Genomic DNA, 21,026 nt, shown 5'->3' with positions numbered 1-21,026 from the left:
GATATCAGATTGCTTTCATCCAGCGCTGATGCTGCTACCCTTGCGCCGCTTTGCCTGCACTTACCTATAAAAAAAGGATCACGTCCATGAGTAGTACTGTCTCGACGGGGGCACCGGCCAGCGCGCCAGGCTTCCTGTCCAAGGAGCGCATTATCGCCCGGCCGGGCTTCAACCGCTGGCTGGTACCGCCGGCGGCGCTGGCCATTCACCTGTGCATCGGCATGGCCTATGGCTTTTCGGTGTTCTGGCTGCCGCTGTCCCAGGCCCTGGGGATCAGCGCACCGGTGGCGTGTGCCCCGGACATGAGCTTCATCGCCAAGCTGTTCAGTGCCGACTGCGACTGGCCGATTTCGATGCTCAGCTGGATCTACACCTTGTTCTTCGTCTTCCTGGGCTGCTCGGCGGCCGTGCTGGGTGGTTGGCTGGAGCACGCGGGCCCGCGTAAAGCCGGCCTGGTATCGGCCCTGTGCTGGTGCGGCGGCATGCTCATCTCTGCCATTGGCGTGAAAACCCATCAACTGTGGCTGATGTGGCTGGGCTCGGGGGTTATTGGCGGTATCGGCCTGGGCCTGGGCTATATTTCGCCGGTTTCGACGCTGATCAAGTGGTTCCCGGACAAACGCGGCATGGCCACCGGCATGGCGATCATGGGCTTTGGCGGCGGCGCGATGGTGGGTGCACCCTTGGCCACTGCGCTGATGGGCCACTTCGGCAACGCGCATGAAGTGGGCGTGTGGCAGAGCTTCGTGGCCATGGCGGCGATCTACTTTGTGTTCATGACCGCCGGCGCCCTGGCGTACCGGGTGCCGCCAACCGGCTGGAAGCCCGAAGGCTGGGTTGCCCCTGCGAAGAAAGCAGGCAACAGCATGGTCACCGACCGCCACGTGCACGTCAGCGTGGCCTGGAAAACGCCGCAGTTCGCCTTGATCTGGCTGGTGCTGTGCCTGAACGTGTCGGCCGGTATCGGCATTATCGGCATGGCTTCGCCCCTGCTGCAGGAAGTGTTCGCGGGCAAGCTGCTGGGCAACGAGCTGACCTTCAGCGAACTGAACGCCGCGCAACTGGCGCAGATTGCAGCCATCGCTGCGGGCTTCACCGGTTTGCTGAGCCTGTTCAACATTGGTGGGCGGTTCTTCTGGGCGTCGTTCTCGGACTACATCGGCCGCAAGAACACCTACTTCGCCTTCTTTGCCCTGGGCGTGGGCTTGTACAGCCTGGTGCCGAACATGGGGCACCTGGGCAACGTGGCACTGTTCGTCGCGGCCTTCTGCATCATCCTGTCGATGTACGGTGGTGGCTTTGCCACCGTGCCCGCTTACCTGGCTGACCTGTTCGGTACGCAGATGGTCGGCGCCATCCATGGTCGCCTGCTGACTGCCTGGGCGGCGGCGGGTGTACTGGGGCCGGTGCTCATCACCTACCTGCGCGAGTCGCAGCTGGCGGCGGGCGTGGCGCGGGCGGCGGCTTACGACATGACGCTGTACATCCTGGCCGGCCTGCTGGTGCTGGGCTTCATCTGCAACATGCTGGTACGCCCGGTGGCAGACAAGCACTTCATGACCGATGCCGAGCTCGCCGCCGAGCGTGCGCTCAGCCACGACAAGGGCGCCGATGAGGCACGCTCGCTGGAGTGGAAGCCAGCACCGGGCAGCCTGCCGTTGGTGTTGCTGGCGTGGGCGGTGGTGGTTGTGCCGCTGGCGTGGGGCGTGTGGATCACCTTGCAGAAGACTGCTGTGTTGTTCCATTGACCTGATCGCGGGCTGCGTTCCCACCGGCTAGTTTGCGGTGGGAGCGAGCTTGCCCGCGATGCTCACATCCCAGCTTGTATAGACCTGTAACGCCATCCATCCCCCGCAATTACTGGCCCTGCCATATGTCATGCGCGTTCCAAGCCGGCGCCATCTGGGCCTATAATGGAGCCCTTTTCGCCCCATGATTTTTGCGGAGCTGGTGATGGTCGAACGTAAGGCTTCCGTCGAGCGCAACACCCTGGAAACCCAGGTCAAGTGCTCGATCAACCTCGATGGCAGTGGCAAGGCCCGATTCGATATCGGTGTGCCTTTCCTTGAACACATGCTGGACCAGATCGCCCGCCACGGGCTGATCGATCTGGATATCGAGTGCAAGGGCGACCTGCATATCGACGATCACCATACCGTCGAAGACGTCGGTATCACCCTGGGCATGGCGTTCGCCCAGGCCATCGGCGACAAGAAAGGCATCTTCCGCTATGGCCACGCTTACGTGCCGCTGGATGAAGCCCTGTCGCGGGTAGTCATCGACTTCTCCGGGCGCCCGGGCCTGCAGATGCATGTGCCGTATACCCGTGCCAGCGTCGGTGGCTTCGATGTCGACCTGTTCCAGGAATTCTTCCAGGGCTTCGTCAACCACGCCCTGGTGACGCTGCACATCGACAACCTGCGTGGCCACAACACCCACCACCAGATCGAAACCGTGTTCAAGGCTTTCGGCCGCGCGCTGCGCATGGCCATCACCCTCGACGAGCGCATGGCCGGGCAGATGCCATCCACCAAAGGGTGCCTGTAAATGCAGACGGTAGCCGTAATCGACTATGGCATGGGCAACCTGCACTCGGTGGCCAAGGCGCTGGAGCACGTCGGTGCCGGCAAGGTATTGGTAACCAGCGACGCCGCTGTCATCCGTGAGGCTGACCGCGTGGTGTTCCCCGGTGTGGGCGCCATCCGCGACTGCATGGCCGAAATCCGCCGCCTGGGCTTTGACAGCCTGGTGCGCGAAGTCAGCCAGGACCGCCCGTTTCTGGGTATCTGCGTAGGCATGCAGGCCCTGCTGGAGCACAGCGAAGAAAACGACGGTGTCGACTGCATCGGCATGTTCCCTGGGCAGGTGCGCTTCTTTGGCAAAGGCCTGCAAGAAGACGGCGAGCACCTGAAGGTGCCGCACATGGGCTGGAACGAAGTCAGCCAGAGCATCGACCACCCGCTGTGGCACGACATCCCTGACCGGGCGCGCTTCTACTTCGTGCACAGCTACTACATCAATGCCGGCAAGCCGGGGCAGGTAGTCGGCCGTGGCCACTATGGCGTCGACTTCGCCGCCGCCCTGGCCGATGGCTCGCGCTTCGCCGTGCAGTTCCACCCGGAAAAAAGCCACACCCATGGCCTGCAGCTGCTGCAGAACTTCGTTGCCTGGGATGGGCGCTGGTAAACCCCCAGCCCCGAGCTTCAAGCTTCGAGCTGCAAGCGCCAAGCAGGAGCGCGCAGCTCGAAGATCCGCGTGCAAGCTTGAGGCTTGCAGCTTGTGAATTTTGAGGAACACACATGCTGATTATCCCCGCTATCGATCTGAAGGACGGCGCCTGCGTGCGCCTGCGCCAGGGCCGCATGGAAGACTCCACGGTATTCTCCGACGACCCGGTGAGCATGGCCGCCAAGTGGGTCGAAGGTGGCTGCCGCCGCCTGCACCTGGTCGATCTCAACGGCGCCTTCGAAGGCCAGCCGGTCAACGGTGAGGTGGTCACTGCCATCGCCAAGCGTTACCCCACCCTGCCGATCCAGATCGGCGGCGGCATCCGCTCGCTGGAAACCATCGAGCACTATGTCAGGGCGGGCGTCAGCTACGTCATCATCGGCACCAAGGCGGTGAAGGAACCTGAATTCGTTGCCCAGGCGTGCAAGGCGTTCCCTGGCAAGGTCATCGTCGGCCTGGATGCCAAGGACGGCTTCGTCGCTACCGATGGCTGGGCCGAAGTCAGCTCGGTGCAGGTGATCGACCTGGCCAAGCGCTTCGAGGCCGACGGCGTCTCGGCGATCGTCTATACCGACATCGCCAAGGACGGCATGATGCAGGGCTGCAACGTGCCCTTCACCAAGGCCTTGGCCGAAGCGACTTCGATCCCGGTAATCGCCTCGGGCGGCATCCACAACCTGGGCGACATCAAGGCCCTGCTGGACGCCAAGGCCCCGGGTATCATCGGTGCCATCACCGGCCGTGCCATCTACGAAGGCACCCTCGACGTCGCCGAGGCCCAGGCCTTCTGCGACAACCACTAAGAGCGGCAAGCGGCAGCGGCAAGCTGCAAGAGAGTGAGCGCTATACCAGCCGCTCTTCACTTGAAGCTTGAAGCTTGCCGCTTGCAGCTGCCGTCAGGAGCCTGACCCATGGCTTTAGCCAAACGCATAATCCCTTGCCTGGACGTGGACAACGGCCGCGTGGTCAAGGGCGTCAAGTTCGAGAACATCCGTGATGCCGGCGACCCGGTGGAAATCGCCCGTCGCTACAACGAGCAGGGCGCCGACGAAATCACCTTCCTCGACATCACCGCCAGCGTCGATGGGCGTGACACTACCTTGCATACCGTGGAGCGCATGGCCAGCCAGGTGTTCATCCCGCTGACCGTGGGCGGCGGCGTGCGTACCGTGCAGGACATCCGCAACCTGCTCAATGCCGGTGCCGACAAGGTTTCGATCAACACGGCTGCTGTGTTCAACCCGGAGTTCGTTGGCGAGGCGGCGGACCGTTTTGGTTCCCAGTGCATCGTGGTGGCAATCGATGCCAAGCAGGTGTCTGGCCCTGGTGAACAACCCCGTTGGGAGATCTTCACCCATGGCGGGCGCAAGCCGACCGGGCTGGATGCCGTGCAGTGGGCGATGAAGATGGAGGCGCTGGGGGCCGGTGAAATCCTGCTGACCAGCATGGACCAGGATGGCATGAAAAACGGTTTCGACCTGGGCGTTACCCGGGCCATCAGCGATGCGCTGAGCATCCCGGTGATTGCCTCGGGCGGTGTGGGTAACCTGCAACACCTGGCCGATGGCATCCTGGAAGGGCACGCCAGTGCGGTGCTGGCGGCCAGTATCTTCCACTTTGGCGAGTACACGGTGCCTGAGGCCAAGGCCTACATGGCTTCGCGCGGGATCGTCGTTCGTTGAGGCATTGATTGGGGCTGCTTTGCAGCCCATCGCGAGCACGGAACGCGTATTCCCCGTAGGAGCGAGCAAAGCTCGCGATGGGCCGCAAGGCGGCCCCAATCACGTCAACCGTGGGTCTTGCCGAGCAAAGCGTGATACAACTCGGTATCCCCCAGAATCCCGACCACCTTGTCGTTCTCCTGCAACACCAGCTTGTTACCGGTGTGGTAACGAATCTGCAGCGCTTCACGCATGCCGATATCCGCATGCACCAAGGTCGGCCTGCGGCCCAGCCCTTCCACTGCCTGCCCTGGCGCCCAGTTCTGCATTTCCAGCCCGTTCTGCCCCTGGCGTGCACGGGTGATGGAATTGCCTTCGCCCAGGTCCAGCCACGAATCGCCGCTCGGGTCCAGGCAAACCGAGCCGTTGACCCGTTTGCAGTTGTCCAGGCTACGCATCAGGCTGCGGCCGCACAGTACGTTCAGCGGGTTGGTGTGGGCGACGAAGGTACGCACGTATTCGTCGGCCGGGTTCAGCACGATCTCTTCCGGCTTGCTGTACTGGATGATGCGGCCATCTTTCATGATCGCAATACGGCTACCCAGCTTCAGGGCTTCGTCCAGGTCGTGGCTGACGAACACGATGGTTTTGTTCAGTTTGCTCTGCAGGGTCAGCAGCTCATCCTGCAGGCCCTGGCGGATCAGCGGGTCGAGTGCCGAGAACGGTTCGTCCATCAGCAGGATGTCGGCGTCCATCGCCAGCGCCCGGGCCAGGCCCACGCGCTGCTGCATGCCACCGGAAAGCTCGTCCGGCTTCTTGTTGCGCCACTGAGCCAGGCCCACCAGCTCCAGTTTCTCGTCTACCAGCTTGCGCCGTTCTTTCTCCGGGCGGCCCTGCATTTCCAGGCCGAAGCTGATGTTTTCGCGCACCGTCAGCCAGGGCATCAGGGCGAACTTCTGGAACACCATGGCAATGCGCTTGGTGCGCATCATCTTCAGCTCGGCCGGTGTGCAGTGGGCAATGTCGATGTGCTTGCCTTCGTGCTCCACGAACAGCTTGCCGCGGCTTACCGTGTTCAGGCCGTTGATGCAGCGCAGCAGGCTGGATTTACCCGAGCCGGACAAGCCCATCAGTACGCAGATCTCGCCTTTCTGGATATCCAGGTTGGCCTTTTCCACGCCCACCACCAGGCCGGTCTGCTTGAGGATCTCTTCGCGGGTTTTGCCCTGGTCCAGCAGCGACAGCGCTTCGCGCGGCTTGTTGGAGAAGATGACGTCGACGTCTTCGAACCGAATGATACTCATGCTTCACCCCTTGCCGGCAGTTCCGGTTGCTTGCAGATACGGTCGAGCATGATTGCCAGCAGCACGATCGCCAGGCCCGCTTCGAAGCCCAGGGAGATATCAGCGGTGTTCAGTGCGTTGACCACAGGTTTGCCCAGCCCGTCCGCGCCCACCAGGGCGGCGATCACCACCATCGACAGCGACAGCATGATGCACTGGGTGACGCCAGCGGCGATGCTCGGCATCGCGTGCGGCAGTTCGATACGGGTGAGCAGTTGGCGGCGCGAGCAGCCAAATGCCTTGCCGGCATCCATCAGCTCCTGCGGGACGTCGCAGATGCCGAGGTAGGTAAGGCGGATGGGCGCCGCGATGGCGAACACCACGGTGGAGATAAGCCCCGGCACAACGCCCAGGCCGAACAGGGTCAGGGTAGGGATCAGGTAGACGAAGGTGGGTACCGTCTGCATCAGGTCCAGGACCGGGCGCATGGCGGTGTAGAACATCGGCTTGTGCGCCGCGACGATGCCCAGCGGCACGCCGATGGCCACGCACACCACCGTGGCGAACGACACCTGGGCCAGTGTTTCCATGGTTTCTTGCCAGTAGCCCAGGTTGAGGATCAGCAGGAACGACAGGGCAACGAATGCAGTCAGCGACCACTTGCGCTGGATCAGGTGGGCCAGGGCGGCGAACAGGGCGATGAGAACGAGCGGGTTGAACCAGGTCAGGGCACTGGTGACGCCATGGATCATGAATTCCAGGCCCTGCGCAATGGCGTCGAAATAATTCGCGCCATGCTGGGTCAGCCACTCGACGAACGAGGACATGTACTGGCCCAGCGGTATTTTTTGATCGATAAGCATGATAGCGAGCTTCCACCTGCGTAGATTGAAATCAACCCGGGGCGGGCACGGTCCTGCCCCGAGGTAGCGCTACTGCGTAGTTCTTCTATTGCGTGAGTTTTGCCTTGGCCGCCTCCAGGCCAGGCTTGCCATCCACGGTGGTCACGCCCGCCAGCCAGGTATCCAGCTTGCCGGGGTTGTCCTTGATCCACTTCTTGGCGGCTGCATCGGGCTTCATCTTGTCGTCCAGCACGTAGCCCATCATGGTGCTCTCGTCCTTCAGGTCGAAAGCCAGGTTCTTCAGCAACTGGCCCACGTTGCTGCATTCCTGCACGTAGCCCTTGCGGGTGTTGGTGTACACCGTTGCCTTGCCGAATTCAGGGCCGAAGAAGTCGTCCCCACCGGTGAGGTACTGCATCTTGAAGCGGGTGTTCATGGGGTGGGGTTCCCAGCCCAGGAACACGATGGCCTCGCCGCGCTTCTGCGAACGGTCGACCTGGGACAGCATGCCGGCTTCGCTGGACTGGACGACGGTGAAGCCGGCGTCCTTCAGGCCGAAGGCATTCTTGTCGATCATGCTCTGGATGGTGCGGTTGCCATCGTTGCCCGGTTCGATGCCGTAGATCTTGCCCTTGAGCTCATCCTTGAATTTGGGAATGTCGCTGAAGTCCTTCAGGCCCTTGTCATACAGGGCTTGCGGCACGGCCAGGGTGTATTTGGCGTTTTCCAGGTTGGCGCGCACGGTCTCGACGGTACCGGCATCGCGGTACTGCTTGATGTCGTTTTCCATGGTCGGCATCCAGTTGCCGAGAAACACGTCCAGGTCTTTGCCGGCTGCCAGCGACTTGTATGTCACCGGCACCGAAATCATCGTGGTGTGGGTCTTGTAACCCAGGGCTTCGAGCACAGCGCTGGTGGTAGCCGTGGTTACCGTGATGTCGGTCCAGCCGACATCCGAAAACCTGACCGTCTGACACTGTTCGGGCTCTGCAGCCTGGGCCAGCAGTGGTGCGGACAGCAACGCCACCAGCAACAGCGAGGGTGAACCTTTCATGGATGGACTCCTGTGATTTTGTCTTCGGGTTCGCGTGTTTCGCCGGGCTTCTGAGGGACCGGTCGATCAGGCCTGCAGAGGGCAGGTTGCGTGGCCGTGCTTTACGAGTCGCTTTCGATAATCCTCCAGCGCCGGGCAATCGCCTACTGGTGGGGTCGTATCCAGTACGCAACGGGTCGTATCCAGTATTGGCGATGTCGCTTATAGGTTCTTCTCCCCCTCCAGCCGTATTTTTGCGTCACCAGGCCGCTGGAAAACGGCGTAGCGGGCGCTGTTACCAGGCCAGAACAGCGCGGCGCTGGCGGACAAAACTACGTCGGTTGCAGACGGCGAGGGGGGCGGTAAAAGCCCGATGATGCGTGCATTCAAGGTGGGCCGCTGTTTGAGCCTAGCAGTTGCCCCACCCTGCGCATGGCGCGCAGAGACAAGCCCAGCAAGAGGTGATTCAACAATGGCCATCAGCGTGTTCGACCTGTTCAAGATCGGTGTCGGGCCTTCCAGCTCGCACACCGTCGGCCCCATGCGTGCCGGCGCCCTGTTCGTCCAGGGGCTGCGCGAGCGTGGCGAGCTGGACCACGTGAAACGGATCGAGGTGCGCCTGTATGGCTCACTGTCGGCCACCGGTGTGGGGCACGGCACCGACAGCGCCACCATCATGGGGCTGATGGGCGAATGGCCCGATGCAATCGACCCTACCCAGATTGCCCCGCGCATCGCCGACCTGCGTGAAACCAATACCCTGCAGCTTGACAATGGCCGCCCCATCGAATTCGTCTGGGCCCGGGACATGCTGCTGCTGGACGAGAACCTGCCCTACCATCCCAACGCCATGACCCTGGTCGCCGAAGGTGAGCAGGGCGAGCTGCACCGCGACACCTACTACTCGGTGGGCGGCGGCTTTGTGGTGGATGCGGCCCAGGCTGCCAGCGGTGTGCTGGACGCCGACCAGACGGTGCTGCCGTACGATTTCAACAGTGCTGCCGAACTGCTCAGCCTGTGCAAGCAAAACGACCTCAGCGTGTCGCAATTGATGATGGCCAACGAGAAGGTGTGGCGCAGCGAGGCAGAGATCCACGCGGGCCTGCACAAGCTGTGGGCTGCCATGCAGGAATGCGTGAACAATGGCCTGAAGTACGAAGGCACGTTGCCCGGTGGCCTGAACGTCCGCCGCCGTGCCGCCAAGCTGCACCGCAGCCTGCAGGAAATCGGCAAGCCCAATGTGATTGGCTCCACCATGAGCGCCATGGAGTGGGTGAACCTGTTCGCCCTGGCGGTCAACGAAGAGAACGCCGCTGGCGGGCGAATGGTTACGGCACCCACCAACGGTGCCGCCGGTATCATCCCGGCGGTGTTGCACTACTACATGCGCTTCAGCGATGAAGTGAACGAGTCCAACGTTGTCGACTTCTTCCTGGCAGCGGCAGCGGTGGGCATCCTGTGCAAGAAAAACGCGTCCATCTCCGGCGCCGAAGTGGGCTGCCAGGGCGAAGTGGGCTCGGCCTGCGCCATGGCGGCGGCGGGCCTTGCCGAAGTGCTGGGCGCCACCCCACCGCAAGTGGAGAACGCTGCAGAAATCGCCCTGGAGCACAACCTGGGCCTCACATGTGACCCGGTGGGCGGGCTGGTGCAGGTGCCATGTATCGAGCGCAATGCCATTGCTGCGGTCAAGGCCATCAATGCGGTGCAAATGGCCCTGCGCGGCGACGGTGAGCACTTCATTTCGCTGGACCAGGTTATACGCACCATGCGCGATACCGGTGCCGACATGCACGACAAGTACAAGGAAACCTCGCGCGGTGGCCTGGCGGTCAGCGCAATCGAGTGCTGAGTATCCAGCCAGGCGTTACGGGCCATTGCGGGCAAGTCCGCAATGGCCCCAAAGCGTTTTAACAAGGTGCAAAAGCACCCTTCCTGCCCCATTTCGGCGCGGCGCTACCCCTACCGATCGTCAGATGTCGCAATCGATGTTGGCATTGTCGGTGACACTTAAAAGTGTCGTTTCTGGGCAGCCTGCACATTCCGTGTCACCAAAGTGCTCAGGGGTTACACGCATGGCGCCTAGCTCGCCGCTTTTGGCGCAGTCGCCAACTTGTAGGAAACGCCTGATTTTGCCGACTCAATAGGTCGTTTTCAGGTTTTTTCGAATAGCCGTTCAATTTCAGGCACGGCGTTTGCGTAGATATTGGTCAACAGGCCCTGCACACCATCAAGCGGGGCAATAACAAGAAATCAGTGCCCGCCTGAGGCACACCCTGCATTTGTGTGAGGAGAAACCGCGATGACGTCGTACACCTCCGGGAACCCAACCCAGAACCGCACAGCACCCCAGTCCATCGGGTTTCTTCTATTGGACAACTTCACCCTGATTTCACTGGCCTCGGCCGTGGAGCCGCTGCGCATGGCCAACCAGCTGTCTGGCCGTGAGCTGTACCGCTGGCACACGCTCACCGTGGACGGTGGCCAGGTCTGGGCCAGCGATGGCTTGCAGATTACCCCGGACGCGGCCATGCACAGCGCGCCCCCCATCGACACCGTGATCGTCTGCGGCGGTGTAGGCATCCAGCGCACCGTTACCCGTGAGCATGTCACCTGGCTGCAAGCCCAGGCCCGTCAGTCGCGCCGCCTGGGTGCGGTGTGCACCGGTAGCTGGGCGCTGGCCTGTGCCGGCCTGCTCGATGGTTTCGATTGCAGCGTGCACTGGGAATGCCTGGCCGCCATGCAGGAAGCCTACCCACGGGTGAACATGAGCACCCGCCTGTTCACCCTCGACCGTAACCGCTTCACCAGCTCTGGCGGTACCGCGCCGCTGGACATGATGCTGCACCTGATCAGCCGCGATCATGGCCGTGAGCTGTCGGCTGCGATTTCCGAGATGTTCGTGTACGAGCGCATTCGTAACGAGCAGGACCACCAACGCGTGCCGCTCAAGCACATGCTGGGTACCAACCAGCCGAAGCTGCAGGAAATTGTCGCCCTGATGGAGGCCAACCTCGAAGAGCCGATCGACCTGGACGAGCTGGCGGTTTACGTGGCGGTGTCGCGGCGACAGCTGGAGCGGCTGTTCCAGAAGTACCTGCATTGCTCGCCATCACGCTACTACCTGAAGCTGCGCCTGATCCGCGCCCGGCAGCTGCTCAAGCAGACGCCCATGTCGATCATCGAGGTGGCGTCGGTGTGTGGCTTCGTTTCCACGCCGCACTTCTCCAAGTGCTACCGCGAGTACTTCGGCATTCCGCCGCGTGACGAGCGTGTGGGCTCCAACACCACCCAGCAGGTGGCGATGATGCCGATCCCGCAGGCGATTACCCTGTCGCCCCACAGCGGGCCGATGGCTGCCTTGAGCCAGGCGCGCAACGAGTCGACGTTTGCCAGCGTAAGGCTTTGACACGGCACTGGCTTGTTCGCGGGTAAACCCGCTCCTACAGGTGCCTGTGGTCTTCAGTACCTGTAGGAGCGGGTTTACCCGCGAATGGGCCAGTACGGAGAAAAGGTCCCTCAGGCGCGCTTGCTGAACTGTGCCAAGGCCGGCAGCAGCTGCTTGTCGATTGCCTGGCGCACCGCCGGCAGAATGGTCGCGCTCCCGGTGTACATCTGCTCCACCATCCCTTTCAACGCCCGTGCATTGGGCTCAGTGAGCCCGCGCACCACAGCTTCGCAAGCCTGCTCCGCGGTAGCCCCGGCTGGTATGTCGAACCCGCGTGCGCGCAGGTGGCCTGCGAGGTCGTCCTGGTCAATCAAATCGGCATGCATCATGGCTGTTATCCCTTTTATCGCGAAGAGAGTGCTGCGTGATTTACGACCGATTCTGTGACGGGTACGACACGCCCGCAACCTCGGAATGCAGGGGTGGCCGCTTTGGCTAAGAACAGGTCGTTTCCGGCTAAATCCCCCCGCCATGAAGTGCGCACACTCAAGCCATCTACCGAAGCGGAGGGTTTGGTCACCCTCACACGTGCACAGTGGATGTTGCTCGCTCTTGGCCCCGGATGCTCACGGCTTTCCGGGGTTATTTTTTTGGTCATGTAATGCCAATCACCCGCTGTACGTAAACTGCGGCTGGCAGATCCTGCTGCCCTTGAGCGAGCCCCTGCAGTAGCCCGATACTCTGCTCACTGAAAGGTGCAGATCGTGGGCCTGCCAAGTCCACATGCAGCAGTAGCTGTTCACTGGCCGCCAGCACTTCATCGAACCCTGATCGGTGCAGGCTGTGATACACGTGCAGGCGCTTGCGATCAAAAGCGATGATCTGCGTTTGCACCCACACCTCTGTGCCCAGCTTCACCTCATGCAGATAATTGATATGGGCCTCAAGGGTGAACAGCGAATTACCGCTCTGTTCTCGGTGGTCGGCATCCAGCCCGATGCGTTCCATCAACGCATCGGTGCCGTAACTGAAAATCAGCAGGTAGAACGCATCGCGCAGGTGCCCGTTGTAATCGACCCATTCCTCACGGACTTGGGTGCGGTAGGTGATCAGTGCCGGCATCGAATTCTCCTCAATCACCAAAAGCCATGCCATGGCGGGCTTTGCTGGCCTGGACGGCGCCCAGCACCGCCAGCAGGGTGTCATCTCGGTAACGCTCGAGGGCTGCAATGCTGCGCTCGCCCAGTTGCTCCGAGGTGCCTTCCACCACATCGTCGATCAGCTTGTCGGTGAGCTCTGGCGCTGGCAGGTAGGTCCAGGGCAGCTTGAGTGCCGGGCCGAACTGCGACATGAAATGGCGCATGCCGGCGTCGCCACCCGCCAAGGTGTAAGTGAGGAAGGTACCCATGAACGACCAGCGCAGGCCAGCGCCAAAGCGTATGGCATCGTCGATCTCCCCGGTGGTGGCCACGCCGTCATTGACCAGGTGCAGGGCTTCGCGCCACAGCGCCTCCAGCAAGCGGTCGGCGATAAAACCTGGCACTTCCTTGCGCACGTGCAGTGGGCGCATGCCGAGGGCGGTGTAGATGGTTTTCGCCGCGTCGATGGCCGCAGGGGAGGTGTGCTTGCCGCCGACGATTTCTACCAGCGGCAGCAGGTAGACCGGGTTGAAGGGGTGGCCGACCAGGCAGCGCTCAGGGTGCCTGGCCGATTCATAGAATTCGCTGGGCAGCAGGCCCGATGTGCTGCTGCCGATAATGGCATCGGGTTTGGCGGCGGCGCTGATTTGGGCGTGCAAGTCCAGCTTGAGGTCCAGGCGCTCGGGGGCGCTTTCCTGGATAAAGTCAGCGTCCCGCACGCACGCTTCGATAGTGCTCACAAATCGCAGGCGGGCCTGTGACGCGCCCGGCCCCAGGCCTTGTTGCTGTAATGCAGGCCAGGCATTGGCGACACGTTTGCGCAACGCCTGCTCGGCCCCCGGCGCCGGGTCCCAGGCGACCACATCCAGGCCGTGGGCGAGGGCGCGGGCCACCCAGCCACTGCCTATTACGCCGCTGCCCAATGCGGCAAACGTCTTGATCTCGGTGATGAAGGTCATGGTTGTCTCCCAATAGGATCAGCGGCGCTTGAGGTTCATCTTTTCCCGGCCTTCGGCAGGGGTCAGCACGCGGGCGCCAAGGCGGGAGATGATCTCCACCGCGCGCTCGACCAACTGGCCGTTGCTGGCCAGTACGCCCCGATCGAGGTACAGGTTGTCTTCCAGCCCCACCCGCACATTGCCACCCAGCAGCACTGCCTGCGCCGCCATGGGCATCTGCATGCGGCCGATGCCGAAGCCGGCCCAGGTGACGTTGGCCGGCAGGTTGTCGACCATCGCCTTCATGGTGGTGGTGTCTGCGGGCGCGCCCCAGGGGATACCCAGGCACAGCTGGAACAGCGGGTCGTGCAGCAGGCCTTCCTTCATCATCTGCTTGGCAAACCACAGGTGGCCGGTGTCGAAGATCTCCAGCTCGGCTTTTACCCCCAGCTCGGTGATGCGTTTGGCCCCGGCGCGCAACTGGGCTGGGGTGGACACGTAGATCGAATTGCCGTCGCCGAAGTTGAGCGTGCCGCAGTCCAGGGTGCAGATTTCCGGCAGCAGGGCTTCCACGTGGGCCAGGCGCTCCAGCGGGCCGACCAGGTCGGTGCCCGGGCCGAAGGCCATGGGGTTTTCAGCGGGGCCGATTTCCAGGTCGCCGCCCATGCCGGCGGTGAGGTTGACGATGATGTCGACATCGGCTTCGCGAATGCGCTCCATGACTTCGCGGTACAGCGCCACGTCACGGCTGAAGCGGCCCGTTTGCGGGTCGCGGACGTGGCAGTGCACGACGGTGGCGCCGGCTTTGGCGGCTTCCACGGCAGCAGCGGCGATTTGTTGCGGGGTGACGGGGACCAGGTGGCTTTTTGAGGCGGTGTCGCCCGCGCCGGTGAGGGCGCAGGTGATGATGACGTCGTGATTCATGGCGTGTTCCTTGTGTTGTCTGTGCTGGTCTTTTCGCGGGTAAACCCGCTCCCACAGGGGGCCGTTTGGTCTCCTGGACTATGCGTAACCTGTAGGAGCGGGTTTAGCCGCGAAGGGACTGGATCAGTTGGCGGTAAGCTTGAGGTTGTCCGCAGCCGGCTTACCGTCGAAGGTGGTCACCCCCTCAAGCCAGCGGGCCTTGTCTTCGGGGTGGTCCTTGAGCCACTGGCGGGCCGATTCGAGCGCGTCCTTGTGGTCGAGCAGCGGTTGCATCATGCGGCTCTCGTCCTCGGCACTGAACGTGAGGTTGGCCAGCAGGCGGTTGGCGTTGGGGCAGCGCTCGGCGTAGTCAGGTGCGGTTACGGTCCATACCGTCGCGCGGCCTTCATCAGGCCCAAGTGCGCCCTGGCTGTCCCCCAGGTAAGCCATGTCGATGTTCACGTTCATGGGGTGGGGCGTCCAGCCAAAGAACACCACCGCTTCCTTGCGGCGCACAGCGCGGTCTACCGCCGCGAGCATGCCGGCCTCGCTGGACTCCACCAGCTGGAACTTGCCCAGGCCGAACTGGTTGTTGCTGATCATCGCCTTGATCTGGGTATTGGCGCCGGAGCCGGGCTCGATGCCGTAGAGCTTGCCGCCCAGTTCCTTCTCGTATTTATGGATGTCGGCGAAGGTTTTCAGGCCCTTGTCGTACAGGTACTTGGGCACCGCCAGCGTGGCGCGAGCATCCTCCAGGCTCGGCTTGGCCAGTACCTTCACCTGGTTGGCGTCGATGAAAGGCGTAATGGTCTGGGTCATGATCGGGTTCCAGTAACCCAGGAACATGTCCAGGCGCTTGTCGCGGATACCGGCGAAGATGATCTGCTGTGACGCGCTGGTCTGCTTGGTCTGGTAGCCAAGGCCGTCGAGCAGCACCTGGGCGACGGCGCTGGTGGCGATGACGTCGGTCCAGTTGACCACGCCCAGGCGCACGTTCTTGCAGGCTGCAGCGTCAGCGGCGTAAGTGGGGGCAACGGCGATGCTGCTCAGGGCGAGTGTTAACAAGCTGCGGCGGATCAAGCTGTGCATGGTGGCTCTCCATCGGCAGTGCATATTTTTATGGGGGCCGGCCTCTTTGGGGCGGTGTGAACACGCTACGCTGCTGGCAGGGTGGAAAATCGCACCCTGGCGACCAACAGTTGCACGGAGGCGACCACCTTTGCCGTGGAGCATGCAATGCCGCAAATCATTCATTTCCTATTGCTACCCGGCTTCTCGGCCATGGGGTTCATCAGTGCGCTGGAGCCGCTGCGGGTAGCCAACCGCTTCCGCGGGCCGTTGTACCGGTGGCAGGTGCTGAGCCTGGATGGTGGGCCAGTGCAGGCCAGCAACGGCATGTCGGTGAACGCCGACGCAGCACTGGGGGCAGGTGAGCCCTGCGCCATGCTGTTGATCGTGGCCGGGTTCGAACCCCTGGCCCGCTATGGCACGGCGCTGCAGCAGGCGCTACGCCGCCTGGACCACGGCGGGGTGGTGTTGGGCGGCATTGATACCGGCGCCGTGGTGCTGGCCCAGGCGGGCTTGCTCGACGGGCATCGCGCCACGGTGCACTGGGAGGCGCTGGATGCCTTTCGCGAGAATTACCCAGACCTGCAAGCCACCCAGGAGCTGTTCGAGATCGACCGGCGCCGCATCACCTGCGCAGGCGGCACGGCGTCGATCGACATGATGCTCGACCTGATCGCACAGGCCCACGGTGCCGAGCTGGCGGTGGAGGTTTCTGAACAGTTCGTGCTCGGGCGTATCCGTCAGCGACAGGACCACCAGCGTATGCAGATTGCCAGCCGCTATGGCATCAGCAACCGCAAGCTGGTGAAGGTGATCGGCGAAATGGAGCGCAACACCGAACAGCCGCTCAACACACAGGTGCTGGCCGAAAGCGTCCAGGTGACGCGTCGGCAGCTGGAGCGGCTGTTTCGCCTGCATCTGGGCGATACCCCCAGCGGTTTCTACCTGCGTTTGCGTTTGGAAAAAGCGCGGCAGTTATTGCGCCAGACCGACATGAGCGTGCTGGAGGTGGGGGTGGCTTGCGGGTTTGAGTCGGCTTCGTACTTTACCCGCTGTTACCGGGCGCGGTACCAGCGTTGCCCGCGCACGGATCGGGCGGGCAGGGCAGTGTGATTTCCGCCTGAGGGCCGCATCGCGGATTTATCCACAATGAGGCCAGACCCGCTTCACTGCTGACCAATGGACTGCAGGTACTCCGAGCGGTCATCGCTGCGTTGTGCCACACAGGTATCCCACGCCGCCTGGAACGCCTTGCTGCCTTTCTTCTCGGCAAAGGTTTCCACCTTGCAGTCGGCATCGCGCAATTGGGCCCACAACTTCTGCGCCGCGTCCAGTTGCCCTACCAGGGCGCTCACCTGGCTGCCCTGGTCGGCGTACTGGTCGCGCACACGTTGGATCAGGTCATCGTAAGCCGCTTGCAGTTCCCGCTCGGCGGCCTGCTTGCTGAAGGCTGCACAGGCATAGGTCTGCTGGTCGGTTTCGACGTTGTCGCAAGGGGTGCTTTCTTCTTCCGCTGCGTGGGCGCCAGACACCACCGCCAGCAGTACCATCCATGCCATTGCTTTCATCCGTATTCTCCTCGCAAAACTGATGAATGGCCGGATTCTCCCTCAGCCGCTCGCCCGGCGATAGCTCTTCGGCAAAATGTTCATCAACAGGGCTGCCCAGGTTGTTATCGAGACTGTCTCTCATTGCCGAAAACCCCGCCAGAGGGCGGCTTGTCGCGCATTGACGCTTTCGGCAAACCCCCTGTCGTTTTTGCATCGGGGCGCCTCGGGCCGCAGGCATATGCTGGCCCCAAAGCGCCGGCACAAGGTTTGGCGCCACCCATTCAATAAAAGGGGACGCCTGATGAGCCCAGCCGAATTACACGCCGACAGCATCGTCATCGATGGCCTGATCATCGCCAAGTGGAACCGCGAGCTGTTCGAGGACATGCGCAAAGGTGGCCTGACCGCCGCCAACTGCACCGTGTCGGTCTGGGAAGGCTTCAAGGCGACCGTTGACCAGATTGCCGCCAGCCAGAAGCTCATCCGCGAGAACAGCGACCTGGTGATGCCCGTGCGTACCACCGCTGACATTCGCAAGGCCAAGGAATTGGGCAAGACCGGCATCCTCTTCGGCTTCCAGAACGCCCATGCGTTCGAAGACCAGATTGGCTACGTCGAGATCTTCAAGCAGCTGGGCGTGGGCATCGTGCAGATGTGCTACAACACCCAGAACCTGGTAGGCACCGGCTGCTACGAGCGTGACGGCGGGTTGTCTGGTTTTGGCCGCGAGATCGTTGCCGAAATGAACCGCGTGGGCATCATGTGCGACCTGTCCCACGTTGGCTCGAAAACCTCCGAAGAAGTCATCCTCGAATCGAAAAAGCCGGTGTGCTACTCCCACTGCCTGCCGTCCGGGCTCAAGGAGCACCCGCGCAACAAGTCCGATGAAGAGCTGAAGTTCATCGCCGACCACGGCGGCTTCGTGGGTGTGACCATGTTTGCACCGTTCCTGGCCAAGGGGATCGATTCCACCATCGACGACTACGCCGAGGCCATCGAGTACACCATGAACATCGTTGGTGAAGATGCCATTGGTATCGGTACCGACTTCACCCAAGGTCATGGCAAGGAATTCTTCGAATACCTCACCCACGACAAGGGCTACGCCCGCCGCCTGACCAACTTCGGCAAGATCATCAACCCGCTGGGCATCCGTACCGTGGGCGAGTTCCCCAACCTCACCGAAACCTTGCTCAAGCGCGGCCATTCCGAGCGCGTGGTCCGCAAGATCATGGGCGAGAACTGGGTCAACGTATTGAAAGACGTCTGGGGCGAATAAGCCGCTCTCCAAGCCTGAAGCCCCTGCCAGCAACGCCGGGGCAACCCAATAAAAATTTTTCTGGAGTTGAGTTTCCATGGCCAAGATCGCCCCGCAATTGCCAATTGAAGTCGACAGCGAAACCGGTGTGTGGACCAGCGACGCCCTGCCGATGCTGTACGTACCGCGGCATTTCTTCGTCAACAACCACAAGGGTATCGAGGAAGTCCTGGGCGCCGACAAGTACGCCGAGATCCTCTACAAGGCCGGCTACAAATCTGCCTGGCACTGGTGCGACAAAGAGGCCGAGTGCCACGGCCTGGAAGGCGTCGCGGTATTCGAGCACTACATGAAACGCCTGAGCCAGCGTGGCTGGGGCCTGTTCGAGATCCAGGACATCGACCTGGACAAGGGCACCTGCAGCGTCAAGCTCAAGCACTCTGCATTCGTGTACGTCTATGGCAAATGTGGCCGCAAGGTCGACTACATGTTCACCGGCTGGTTCGCCGGCGCCATGGACCAGATTCTCGCTGCCCGCGGCAGCTCGATCCGCACCGTTGCCGAACAGGTGTACGGCGGGTCGGAAGAAGGCCACGAAGATGGCCTGTTCGTAACGAAGCCGTTGTAAGCCGGAGATAGCGTCATGGCATTCGAAGCAATGTTCCAGCCGATTCAGATCGGCAAACTGACCATTCGCAACCGCGTGCTCAGCACCGCGCACGCCGAGGTCTACGCCACTGACGGCGGCATGACGACCGACCGCTATGTGAAGTACTACGAAGAGAAGGCCAAGGGCGGCATCGGCCTGGCCATCTGCGGCGGCTCGTCGGTGGTGGCCATCGACAGCCCGCAGGAATGGTGGGCATCGGTCAACCTGTCTACCGACCGCATCATCCCGCACTTCCAGAACCTGGCCGATGCCATGCACAAGCATGGCGCCAAGATCATGATCCAGATTACCCACATGGGCCGTCGCTCGCGCTGGGACGGTTTCAACTGGCCCACCCTGATGTCGCCCTCGGGTATCCGTGAGCCCGTGCACCGCGCCACCTGCAAAACCATCGAGGTGGAAGAGATCTGGCGTGTGATCGGTAACTACGCGCAGGCTGCGCGCCGCGCCAAAGAGGGCGGCCTGGACGGCGTGGAGCTGTCGGCGGTGCACCAGCACATGATCGACCAGTTCTGGAGCCCGCGTGTCAACAAGCGTACCGACGAGTGGGGCGGCAGCTTCGAAGGCCGCATGAAGTTCGGCATGGAAGTGCTCAAGGCCGTGCGTGCCGAGGTCGGTGACGACTTCTGCGTAGGCATGCGTATCTGCGGTGACGAGTTCCACCCCGATGGCCTCAGCCACGAGGACATGAAGCAGATCGCTGCGTATTACGATGCCACGGGCATGCTCGACTTCATCGGCGTGGTAGGTTCGGGTTGCGACACCCACAACACCCTGGCCAACGTCATCCCGAACATGAGCTACCCGCCGGAGCCGTTCCTGCACTTGGCCGCAGGTATCAAGGAAGTGGTCAAGGTACCGGTGCTGCACGCACAGAACATCAAGGACCCGAACCAGGCCACGCGCATTCTTGAAGGCGGCTACGTGGACATGGTCGGCATGACCCGTGCGCACATGGCCGACCCGCACCTGATCGCCAAGATCAAGATGGGCCAGATCGACCAGATCAAGCAGTGCGTGGGTGCCAACTACTGCATCGACCGCCAGTACCAGGGCCTGGACGTACTGTGCATCCAGAACGCCGCCACCTCCCGTGAATACATGGGTGTGCCGCACATCATCGAGAAAACCACGGGCGCCAAGCGCAAGGTGGTGGTTGTAGGTGCTGGCCCTGCCGGCATGGAGGCGGCCCGCGTGGCCGCTGAACGTGGCCACGATGTGACCCTGTTCGAGAAGAAAGACCAGATTGGTGGCCAGATCACCATCGCCGCCAAAGCGCCGCAGCGCGACCAGATTGCCGGCATCACCCGCTGGTACCAGCTGGAGCTGGCGCGCCTGAAAGTGGACCTGCGCCTGGGTACCGCCGCCGACGTGGACACCATCCAGGACCTGCGCCCGGACATCATCGTACTGGCCGTGGGCGGGCACTCGTTCCTGGAGCAGAACGACCACTGGGGCGCTGCCGAAGGGCTGGTGGTCAGCAGCTGGGACGTGCTGGATGGCAAGGTTGCACCGGGCAAGAACGTGCTGGTGTACGACACCATCTGCGAGTTCACCGGCATGTCGGTGGCGGACTTCATCGCCGACAAGGGCTGCCAGGTGGAAATCGTCACCGACGATATCAAGCCGGGTGTGGCCATGGGCGGTACCACTTTCCCCACCTACTACCGCAGCATGTACCCCAAAGAAGTGATCATGACCGGCGACATGATGCTGGAAAAGGTCTACCGCGAGGGCGACAAGCTGGTGGCGGTGCTGGAAAACGAATACACCGGTGCCAAGGAAGAGCGCGTGGTGGACCAGGTGGTGGTGGAGAACGGCGTGCGTCCTGACGAGCAGCTGTACTACGCACTGAAGGACGGCTCGCGCAACAAAGGCCAGATCGATGTGGAGGCGCTGTTCGCCATCAAGCCACAGCCGATCCTCAGCCAGCCAGGCGAGGGCTACCTGCTGTACCGCATTGGTGACTGCGTGGCCCAGCGCAACGTGCATGCGGCGATCTACGACGCCTTGCGCCTGTGCAAGGACTTCTGATCTTTAAAAATAGCCGCCGCTGAGCGCGGTTTCC

The 21,026-nt window shown here is 62.3% G+C and carries 20 protein-coding genes; 11 read left to right on the top strand and 9 right to left on the bottom strand.

Annotation, left to right across the window (positions count from 1 at the left end; all coding sequences use genetic code 11):
• Window positions 1-86 precede the first annotated feature (86 nt).
• The 5 genes from PPA02S_RS18705 (at window position 87) to hisF (ending at window position 4,910) form a co-directional block, all read left to right on the top strand.
• A complete protein-coding gene (locus tag PPA02S_RS18705) occupies window positions 87-1,748 on the top strand; it encodes an OFA family MFS transporter (RefSeq protein WP_028635306.1) in 1,662 nt (553 codons plus the stop codon).
• Between the two features lie 205 nt (window positions 1,749-1,953).
• Entirely contained in the window at window positions 1,954-2,547 is a 594-nt protein-coding gene (gene hisB, locus PPA02S_RS18700) for an imidazoleglycerol-phosphate dehydratase HisB (protein WP_028635305.1), read from the top strand.
• The gene (gene hisH / locus PPA02S_RS18695) at window positions 2,548-3,186 is read left to right on the top strand and encodes an imidazole glycerol phosphate synthase subunit HisH (protein ID WP_028635304.1); all 639 of its coding nucleotides are present in this window, start codon (window positions 2,548-2,550) and stop codon (window positions 3,184-3,186) included. It abuts the gene before it with no gap.
• 113 nt (window positions 3,187-3,299) lie between these two features.
• Window positions 3,300-4,031 carry a 1-(5-phosphoribosyl)-5-[(5-phosphoribosylamino)methylideneamino]imidazole-4-carboxamide isomerase gene (gene hisA / locus PPA02S_RS18690; RefSeq protein WP_028635303.1) on the top strand — a complete coding sequence of 244 codons (732 nt, stop codon included), beginning with the start codon at window positions 3,300-3,302 and terminating at the stop codon, window positions 4,029-4,031.
• A 108-nt stretch (window positions 4,032-4,139) separates the two neighbouring features.
• Complete coding sequence (gene hisF / locus PPA02S_RS18685; RefSeq protein ID WP_028635302.1) at window positions 4,140-4,910, top strand: imidazole glycerol phosphate synthase subunit HisF; 771 nt, start codon at window positions 4,140-4,142, stop codon at window positions 4,908-4,910.
• A gap of 104 nt (window positions 4,911-5,014) precedes the next feature.
• Here hisF and choV read toward each other — a convergent pair whose 3' ends face one another.
• From choV to PPA02S_RS18670, 3 genes are all read right to left on the bottom strand, one after another.
• The gene (choV, locus tag PPA02S_RS18680) at window positions 5,015-6,193 is read right to left on the bottom strand and encodes a choline ABC transporter ATP-binding protein (RefSeq protein WP_028635301.1); all 1,179 of its coding nucleotides are present in this window, start codon (window positions 6,191-6,193) and stop codon (window positions 5,015-5,017) included.
• A complete protein-coding gene (gene choW, locus PPA02S_RS18675; protein WP_174435893.1) occupies window positions 6,190-7,038 on the bottom strand; it encodes a choline ABC transporter permease subunit in 849 nt (282 codons plus the stop codon). The genes choV and choW overlap by 4 nt, the downstream gene beginning before the upstream one ends.
• 82 nt (window positions 7,039-7,120) lie before the next feature.
• Window positions 7,121-8,068: a choline ABC transporter substrate-binding protein gene (locus PPA02S_RS18670; protein ID WP_028635299.1), complete on the bottom strand. Its 948-nt coding sequence runs from the start codon at window positions 8,066-8,068 to the stop codon at window positions 7,121-7,123.
• A 451-nt stretch (window positions 8,069-8,519) separates the two neighbouring features.
• Between PPA02S_RS18670 and PPA02S_RS18665 the strand changes: the two genes are divergently transcribed.
• Both PPA02S_RS18665 and gbdR read left to right on the top strand, forming a co-directional pair.
• Entirely contained in the window at window positions 8,520-9,896 is a 1,377-nt protein-coding gene (locus PPA02S_RS18665; protein WP_028635298.1) for an L-serine ammonia-lyase, read from the top strand.
• A gap of 450 nt (window positions 9,897-10,346) precedes the next feature.
• A complete protein-coding gene (gene gbdR / locus PPA02S_RS18660) occupies window positions 10,347-11,453 on the top strand; it encodes a choline metabolism transcriptional regulator GbdR (protein WP_028635297.1) in 1,107 nt (368 codons plus the stop codon).
• A 110-nt stretch (window positions 11,454-11,563) separates the two neighbouring features.
• Here gbdR and PPA02S_RS18655 read toward each other — a convergent pair whose 3' ends face one another.
• From PPA02S_RS18655 to choX, 5 genes are all read right to left on the bottom strand, one after another.
• On the bottom strand, window positions 11,564-11,821 hold the full coding sequence (locus tag PPA02S_RS18655) for a hypothetical protein (protein WP_028635296.1): 258 nt from the start codon (window positions 11,819-11,821) through the stop codon (window positions 11,564-11,566).
• Window positions 11,822-12,086: 265 nt separating this feature from the next.
• Window positions 12,087-12,554: a thioesterase family protein gene (locus tag PPA02S_RS18650; protein WP_028635295.1), complete on the bottom strand. Its 468-nt coding sequence runs from the start codon at window positions 12,552-12,554 to the stop codon at window positions 12,087-12,089.
• A gap of 10 nt (window positions 12,555-12,564) precedes the next feature.
• Window positions 12,565-13,530, bottom strand: coding sequence for an L-carnitine dehydrogenase (locus tag PPA02S_RS18645; protein ID WP_028635294.1), 966 nt, complete (start codon window positions 13,528-13,530; stop codon window positions 12,565-12,567).
• An 18-nt stretch (window positions 13,531-13,548) separates the two neighbouring features.
• Window positions 13,549-14,433: a 3-dehydrocarnitine:acetyl-CoA trimethylamine transferase CdhC gene (gene cdhC, locus PPA02S_RS18640; protein ID WP_028635293.1), complete on the bottom strand. Its 885-nt coding sequence runs from the start codon at window positions 14,431-14,433 to the stop codon at window positions 13,549-13,551.
• Window positions 14,434-14,556: 123 nt separating this feature from the next.
• Window positions 14,557-15,501: a choline ABC transporter substrate-binding protein gene (gene choX / locus PPA02S_RS18635; RefSeq protein WP_028635292.1), complete on the bottom strand. Its 945-nt coding sequence runs from the start codon at window positions 15,499-15,501 to the stop codon at window positions 14,557-14,559.
• Between the two features lie 147 nt (window positions 15,502-15,648).
• Between choX and PPA02S_RS18630 the strand changes: the two genes are divergently transcribed.
• Window positions 15,649-16,593, top strand: coding sequence for a GlxA family transcriptional regulator (locus PPA02S_RS18630; protein ID WP_028635291.1), 945 nt, complete (start codon window positions 15,649-15,651; stop codon window positions 16,591-16,593).
• A 53-nt stretch (window positions 16,594-16,646) separates the two neighbouring features.
• Here PPA02S_RS18630 and PPA02S_RS18625 read toward each other — a convergent pair whose 3' ends face one another.
• Window positions 16,647-17,048, bottom strand: a complete 402-nt coding sequence (locus tag PPA02S_RS18625; RefSeq protein WP_028635290.1) for a lysozyme inhibitor LprI family protein — start codon at window positions 17,046-17,048, stop codon at window positions 16,647-16,649.
• 283 nt (window positions 17,049-17,331) lie between these two features.
• Here PPA02S_RS18625 and PPA02S_RS18620 point away from each other — a divergent pair, with 283 nt between their 5' ends.
• The 3 genes from PPA02S_RS18620 to dgcA all read left to right on the top strand — a co-directional run bounded on the left by PPA02S_RS18620 (window position 17,332) and on the right by dgcA (window position 20,992).
• A complete protein-coding gene (locus PPA02S_RS18620) occupies window positions 17,332-18,309 on the top strand; it encodes a dipeptidase (protein WP_028635289.1) in 978 nt (325 codons plus the stop codon).
• A 76-nt stretch (window positions 18,310-18,385) separates the two neighbouring features.
• On the top strand, window positions 18,386-18,916 hold the full coding sequence (locus PPA02S_RS18615; RefSeq protein ID WP_028635288.1) for a DUF5943 domain-containing protein: 531 nt from the start codon (window positions 18,386-18,388) through the stop codon (window positions 18,914-18,916).
• 15 nt (window positions 18,917-18,931) lie between these two features.
• Entirely contained in the window at window positions 18,932-20,992 is a 2,061-nt protein-coding gene (gene dgcA, locus PPA02S_RS18610) for a dimethylglycine demethylation protein DgcA (protein ID WP_028635287.1), read from the top strand.
• Window positions 20,993-21,026: the final 34 nt, after the last annotated feature.

The sequence above is a fragment of the Pseudomonas parafulva NBRC 16636 = DSM 17004 genome (assembly GCF_000730645.1).
GTDB lineage: Bacteria > Pseudomonadota > Gammaproteobacteria > Pseudomonadales > Pseudomonadaceae > Aquipseudomonas > Aquipseudomonas parafulva.
The sequence above is the reverse complement of the archived record's forward strand: the minus strand, read 5'-3'. Positions and strand labels throughout refer to the sequence as shown.